This is a genomic window from Mesorhizobium sp. ORS 3428, assembly GCF_001854785.1.
In the GTDB taxonomy this organism is placed as follows: Bacteria; Pseudomonadota; Alphaproteobacteria; order Rhizobiales; family Rhizobiaceae; genus Mesorhizobium.
Map to the genome: position 1 here is coordinate 1 of NZ_MDFL01000016.1, position 6,377 is coordinate 6,377.

General features: G+C 63.1%; 8 protein-coding genes. 7 read left to right on the forward strand and 1 reads right to left on the reverse strand.

Annotation, left to right across the window (positions count from 1 at the left end):
- The 4 genes from ORS3428_RS04875 to ORS3428_RS04890 form a co-directional block, all read left to right on the forward strand.
- Nucleotides 1-402, forward strand: a 402-nt coding sequence (locus ORS3428_RS04875) for a ParA family protein (protein ID WP_131802836.1), incomplete at its 5' end; no start/stop codon positions are given.
- A gap of 66 nt (nt 403-468) precedes the next feature.
- A complete protein-coding gene (locus ORS3428_RS04880; protein WP_071095146.1) occupies nt 469-1,356 on the forward strand; it encodes a ParB/RepB/Spo0J family partition protein in 888 nt (295 codons plus the stop codon).
- 351 nt (nt 1,357-1,707) lie between these two features.
- Nucleotides 1,708-2,463, forward strand: coding sequence for a COG4280 domain-containing protein (locus ORS3428_RS04885; RefSeq protein ID WP_071095149.1), 756 nt, complete (start codon nt 1,708-1,710; stop codon nt 2,461-2,463).
- Complete coding sequence (locus ORS3428_RS04890; RefSeq protein WP_071095152.1) at nt 2,460-2,669, forward strand: hypothetical protein; 210 nt, start codon at nt 2,460-2,462, stop codon at nt 2,667-2,669. Before ORS3428_RS04885 ends, ORS3428_RS04890 begins: the two co-directional genes overlap by 4 nt.
- 151 nt (nt 2,670-2,820) lie before the next feature.
- Here ORS3428_RS04890 and ORS3428_RS04895 read toward each other — a convergent pair whose 3' ends face one another.
- Nucleotides 2,821-3,453: a methyltransferase family protein gene (locus tag ORS3428_RS04895; RefSeq protein ID WP_071095154.1), complete on the reverse strand. Its 633-nt coding sequence runs from the start codon at nt 3,451-3,453 to the stop codon at nt 2,821-2,823.
- Between the two features lie 377 nt (nt 3,454-3,830).
- Here ORS3428_RS04895 and ORS3428_RS04900 point away from each other — a divergent pair, with 377 nt between their 5' ends.
- The 3 genes from ORS3428_RS04900 to ORS3428_RS04910 all read left to right on the forward strand — a co-directional run.
- The gene (locus ORS3428_RS04900) at nt 3,831-4,508 is read left to right on the forward strand and encodes a winged helix-turn-helix domain-containing protein (protein WP_071095156.1); all 678 of its coding nucleotides are present in this window, start codon (nt 3,831-3,833) and stop codon (nt 4,506-4,508) included.
- 56 nt (nt 4,509-4,564) lie between these two features.
- On the forward strand, nt 4,565-4,945 hold the full coding sequence (locus tag ORS3428_RS04905; RefSeq protein ID WP_071095158.1) for a YkvA family protein: 381 nt from the start codon (nt 4,565-4,567) through the stop codon (nt 4,943-4,945).
- 133 nt (nt 4,946-5,078) lie between these two features.
- On the forward strand, nt 5,079-6,377 hold a 1,299-nt coding region (locus ORS3428_RS04910), incomplete at its 3' end, for a sensor histidine kinase (protein WP_071095160.1).

A 6,377-nucleotide genomic window follows, 5' to 3' on the forward strand; every position in this document is an offset into this window, starting at 1 on the left:
CCGCCCTCGCTCAATCTTTTGACTTTGAATTCAATGGCGGCGGCCGATTCTGTTCTCGTGCCGCTGCAATGCGAATTTTTCGCGCTGGAAGGTCTCAGCCAGTTGCTCGAGACGGTCGAGCAGGTGCGCGGCTCGATCAACCCGGATCTCACCATACAGGGCATCGTGCTCACCATGTTCGACGGCCGCAACAACCTCGCCAACCAGGTGGTGCAGGATGTGCGCGCGCATATGGGCGACAAGGTCTACGAGACCATCATTCCGCGCAATGTGCGCGTTTCCGAGGCACCGTCCTACGGCAAGYCGGCGATCCTTTATGATCTCAAATGCTCCGGCAGCCAGGCCTATCTRCAACTTGCATCCGAAGTGATTCGCCGCGAGCGCAAGCTGCGCGCGGCCTGAGTCGCGCTGGCAGATTATCCTGTTAACGAATAGCCGATTCGATCCCGAAACGATCTGGACAGAATAATGAGTGAAGACCAATCGAGAAAAAGACTGGGCCGTGGCCTTGCGGCGCTGATCGGCGAGATCGACCRCCCGGCGGCGCCCGAAAAGCCGAGCCCGGCGGCCGACGGCAAGGTGCCGATCGAGTTTGTCAGCCCCAACCCGAGGAACCCGCGCCGGCATTTCGGCGATGCCGAGCTCACCGATCTCGCGCAATCGATCCGCGAACATGGCGTGGTGCAGCCGGTGGTGGCAAGGCCCTCGCCATCGCAGCCCGGCCGCTACGAGATCATCGCCGGCGAGCGGCGGTGGCGGGCGGCGCAACGTGCCGGTTTGACCGAAATCCCGCTCATCGTGCGCGACGTCAATGACCGAACAGCGCTGGAGCTGGYGATCATCGAAAACGTGCAGCGCGCCGACCTCAACCCGGTCGAAGAGGCGCAAGGCTATCAGCAGCTGATCGACGAGCATGGCTATACGCAGGCCGATCTCGGCCAGGTGATCGGCAAGAGCCGCAGCCATGTTGCCAATACGCTGCGTCTGCTGAAATTGCCCGAAGTCATTCGCGACATGCTGGTCGACGGCGCGCTGTCGGCCGGCCATGCCCGCACGCTGGTGACGGCCGAGGATCCGGYGGGACTTGCCAAGCGGATCGTCGAGGAGGGGCTTTCGGTACGCCAGGCCGAGGCGCTCGCCCAGATGCCCGCCGGCCCGACTCCGGCCAAAACGAAATCTGCGTCGACCGCCCCGGAGAAGGACCCCGACACGCTGGCGCTGGAAAAGTTGATGACCGACACGATCGGCATGATCGTGACCATCGAGCACAAAGCGAGGGGCGGTACGATCCGTGTCGACTACCGGACGCTGGAACAGCTCGACGAGCTCTGCCGGCGGTTGAAGGACGAGCGGTAGGTACCTGAAGCGGCAGTAAATTAGCCGGCAAATTAAGTTCTGGCAGAGGTTTAATGAAGGGGCTGGCCATGGGTCGGCCCTTTCACTTTTGCGGCACCGGCGATCGGGGCGCGATGCGTCAATTCTGGCGACACGCTCCAAATCCTTGATTGGGGCTGCAAAACGCAGCGCAGCTTTGGGCGACAGGCGCTGGAAAGCGCTGGGAACAGCGTCCCTCGCCCTCGTTTATGGAAGACGATGCCGGCAAGCAGCTGATCCAATTCGCCGTAGCCTGGGTCCAGCCACCGATTGAACAAGACCAGGCTCGCCGTTATCTGATGGAGGYGACGAAAACGCGGAAGGCCGGCACTCATGCACGAATTGACACCTGTCCTCTCCACCGTGACGGCTTCCTTTCTGGCGTCTTTCGTCGAAGTGGTCGAAGCCTTCACCATCGTGCTGGCCGTCGGAGTGACGCGCAGCTGGCGCCCGGCGCTGACCGGTGCGGCGCTGGCGCTCGCCCTGCTGGCGGCGCTGGTGCTGGCCTTCGGGCCGCTGCTGGCGCTCATACCCATCACGGTGCTGCAGTTCGTGGTCGGCGTGCTTTTGATCCTGTTCGGCATGCGCTGGCTGCGCAAGGCGATCCTGCGCAGCGCAGGCGTCCTCGCGCTGCGCGACGAAGACAAGGCCTTTTCCAGGGAGACCGCGGCCTTGCAGCGCCAGGCAGGCGAGGGCCGTGCCGACTATCTGGCTGGCGTGACGTCCTTCAAGGCGGTGCTGCTCGAAGGGGTCGAAGTGGTGTTCATTGTCATCGCCGTCGGCGCGGCACACGGCCAGACGCTCTATGCCAGCCTTGGCGCGCTGGCGGCTTTTGTGCTGGTGACGCTTATCGGGCTCGCCGTGCACCGACCRCTGGCCCGCGTGCCGGAAAACGCGCTCAAATTCGTCGTCGGCCTGATGCTGACCAGCTTCGGCATTTTCTGGACGGGCGAAGGCCTCGGCGCCGGGTGGCCCGGCGAGGATTTGGCGCTGCTTGGCATCTTCGCCATCATTGCCGCCGCATCCTTCGTCATCGTGCGCTGGCTGCGCAGCGCCTATGCCGCGCCCGCTGAAGGAGTTGCCCGATGAACGTCGTCCGCCTTGCCCTGAAGGAACTCGTCGGCATGTTCGTCGACGACGGCAGCCTTGCGCTGCTGGCGTTGATCCTGATTGCCTTGATCGCCGGTGCCGTGAAGCTGCTGGCGTTGCCGCCGCTGATCGGCGGCATGCTGCTCCTGGTCGGCTGCCTGGCGATCCTTCTGGAAAGCACGCGCCGCGCCGCGCGCGGGCGCTAAGCGTGTCGGCCAATGGTCGTTCGAATTCGTCTCGACACGACGTGCGTCAAAGGCATTTCGCAGCCAAGCGAGTTCTCTTGGCATTTGACAGACGCAGCCAAAACGAAGCGACAGAGCCGTTCGGTTTGCGTGAATTGGTGAACCGTTCTGATCAGTAGATGGTAAACAAGGTCGGCAGCACGCCGGTCAGGCGAAGATACTCGACCGTCTCGATCAGAGGGAACAAGGCCAGGAAATAGAGGCCGTCCCGGAACGTGCTTTTCAGCGCGCTGGTGGAAAAGACCCACTGGTCCTGGTCGCGATAAAGCATCGGGTTCGGCCAGAACCGCGGCGTCCGCTCGGCATAGGCGGTGTAGGCGGCGCCGAATTTCCCGAACAGGAACTCGGCCTCCCGGCTGGCGGTGAAACGGAACACGAGGAAGCTTGCGAGACCCAGCAACGCGGCCGCCAGAAGCGATCCGAACATCAGCCCGATACCGACCGCGCCGACGGTCGAGAAGAAATAGAGCGGGTTTCGGGTCATCGAGAATKGGCCCGAGACGACCAGTTCGTCGTTCTTCTTGCCGCCGACATAGAGGATGCTCCACAGCCGRCCAAGGAAGCAGGCCAGCACAAAGCCGAAGCCGACCGTTTCCATCAGTTCGTGCGCGCTCGAGCCCTCGCTAAGGTGCGGCTTGGAAAACAGCAGCAGGACGATGGCGGTCACTGYGGCGACCTGGACGACGATCAGGCGCTTGTGCTGGTCGAACGCTTTCGGCGCTGACTTGAGCGATGTGTAAGCCATTCGGGTTCAGCCACTCCTGCAGGCAGAGACGATACGCTCCACTAGGGCGGTCCGTCGTTTCACGGAAAAYGCAGTACCGCCATAGCTCGTTGTTTTGGCGCAATTGCGGGCGGAAAATCGTTTCAGACTTTTTCCTGGACCTTGCTCTAGCCCTTCTGCTGCCCGATGGCGAGGGCCGGGGGGCATTTTCGGCCATTCTTACGAATTTGTAAGGCCGCGGACAGGCTGAGGTGAATTCATCTCGCTAGCGTGAGGCCCGGTCGCAACGCCGAATTTCAAGGCGGGCTGGTCGAGCGCCGCCGAAGACACCCCCAAAGTCAGGAAGCTGTACCATGAACAAAATTGCTCTTGGCAGAAACCTGGGACAACATAGCGCTATGCGACTTTTGYTGATTGAGGACGATCCAAGAACCGCCGACTACGTCGTCAGGGGGCTGACCGAGGCCGGCCATGTCTGCGACCTGCTGCGCAACGGCCAGGACGCGCTCTTTGCCGCGACCCGCAATTCGTACGACGTCATCATCGCCGACCGCATGGTCCCCGGCCTCGACGGCCTGTCGATGATCAAGGCGGTGCGCGCTGCGGGCGTCAAGACGCCGGCCATATTCCTGACCTCGATCGGCGGCGTCGACGACCGGGTCGAAGGGCTGGAAGCCGGCGGTGACGACTATCTCGTCAAGCCGTTCGCCTTTTCCGAGCTGCTCGCCCGCGTCAACGCGCTCGGCCGTCGGCCGGCGGCGCAGGAGCAGAAGACCAGCTTGCGCGTCGCCGACCTCGAAATGGACCTGATCCTGCGCCGCGTGACCAGGCAGGGCCAGGCGATCGACCTGCAGCCGCGGGAGTTCAGCCTGCTCGAGGTGCTGATGCGTGGCGAAGGCCGTGTGATCACCCGCACAATGCTGCTCGAACGCGTCTGGGACTTCCATTTCGATCCCAAGACCAGCGTCGTCGAGACCCATATCAGCCGGCTGCGGGCCAAAGTCGACAAGCCGTTCGCCGTTCCGCTCATCCACACGGTGYGCAACACCGGCTACAGCCTGCATGCACCGGATTGACGACCCATGTCCGATGGGATCTCGCGCTTCCAACAGGCCGTCCGTATATAAGCGATATGTCGATGCTGGACACTGCAAAGCAATGGGCGCGCACAATCAAGCGCGATACGGTGGCATTATGGTTTGCCGCTCGCGATCCTCGCGTTCCCTGGTATGCGAAGGCCGTCGCCGGCGCGGTCGCGGCCTATGCCCTCAGCCCGATCGATCTCATTCCGGATTTCATTCCGGTCATCGGCTACCTGGATGACCTGCTGATCGTCCCGCTCGGCATCATGCTGGCGGTCAAACTGGTGCCGGCYGGTCTCATCCAGGAATTTCGCGACGAGGCCATCCGCAGCGCCAGGCCGGTCAGCAAGGCTGGCCTGATATTCATGATCGCGGTTTGGATATTGGCGGCACTGGCGCTGCTGCGGCTGTTCTGGCCGAAGGCAAGCTAAGCAAATTCCAGGAAAAGCGCGACGCGGTTTTCCGTCTGGAATTGCTTAAAAGCGAGTGGCCCCTTGTCAGTGCTGGCCCGTCGCGAAAAAACATTCGCCACCTGTCGGGAATTCTGACACCCATAGCTCCGATATGAAAGAGACGCGCCCCAGCCTGCTCCGCAGCACGCCGTTCCGGCTGGCGCTGACCTTTGCCTTCCTGTTCGTGCTCGCCTTCATCGTGTCCGGCGCGATCGTTTACCAGCTGATGAGCACCGACCTGGCGAGACGGCTCGATGAGTCGATAAAGGAAACCTATTCGGTCGTGGCCCTGACCTATGYGGAGAAGGACGAGGAAGACCTCATTGCCACGGTCAATAACAATGCCGACCTCAGCCCGAACAAGGACCAGCTCTTCTCGCTGACCGATCCCGACGGCAACCATCTGGCCGGAAACTTCACCGCTTCCGGCCTGCCCGACGGTTTCTCGATGTTCGGCGCCAGACTGCCGGGCGTGCCCCCCGACACAATGTACCGCGCCTATACCGGCGAGGTCGGTGGCGACAGCCTGACCGTCGCCTTCTCGCTTGCCGAGACCGACGAGTTGGAGACCATCGTGCTGATGAGCTTCGGCTGGGGCACGCTGTTCATCACAGGTCTCGCGATCGCCGGCGGTGCCTTGCTCGCCTCGCGGGTCCAGCGGCGCCTCGACGGCATCGCCGCCACCATGGTCGACGTCTCGCAGGGGCGGCTCGACGCGCGCATCCCGCTGATCGGCAATGGCGACGACATCGACGCTGTCTCCGCGCAGGTGAACGCCGCCCTCGACCGCCTGTCGGCGCTGGTCGACGGCATGCGCGAGGTCAGCGCCAACATCGCGCACGACCTGAAGACGCCGCTCAACCRCCTGCAGATGATCATGGAGCAGGCCGCCGACAAGGCAGCCTCGGGCGAGGATGTCGCCGACGACCTTGCCGACGCGCGCGCCGAAAGCCGGCAGATCAACGAGACCTTCGACGCGCTGCTGCGCATCGCGCAGATCGAAGCCGGGGCCCGCAAGGCGCGCTTCGTCGATCTCGATGTCGGCGGCGTGGTCGACACCATCGGCGAGGTCTATGCCGATGTCGCCGAGGATGACGGGAAGTCATTGTCGACCAACCTCGTTCCGGATACGGAATGGTATATTCACGGCGATCGCGACCTGCTGATGCAGATGCTCGCCAATCTGGTGGAGAACGGCTTGCGGCATTGCCCTCGGGGCACCGCGATCGAGCTGTCGGTGACTAGGCAGGACGACCGCGTCCTGGTCAATGTCCGCGACAATGRCCCCGGCATACCGGCCGAGGAGCGCGACAAGGTGTTCCAGCGGCTCTACCGGCTGGATTCCAGCCGCACCACGCCGGGCAGCGGCCTTGGCCTTAGTCTTGTCAAGGCGGTGGCCGACCTGCATGGC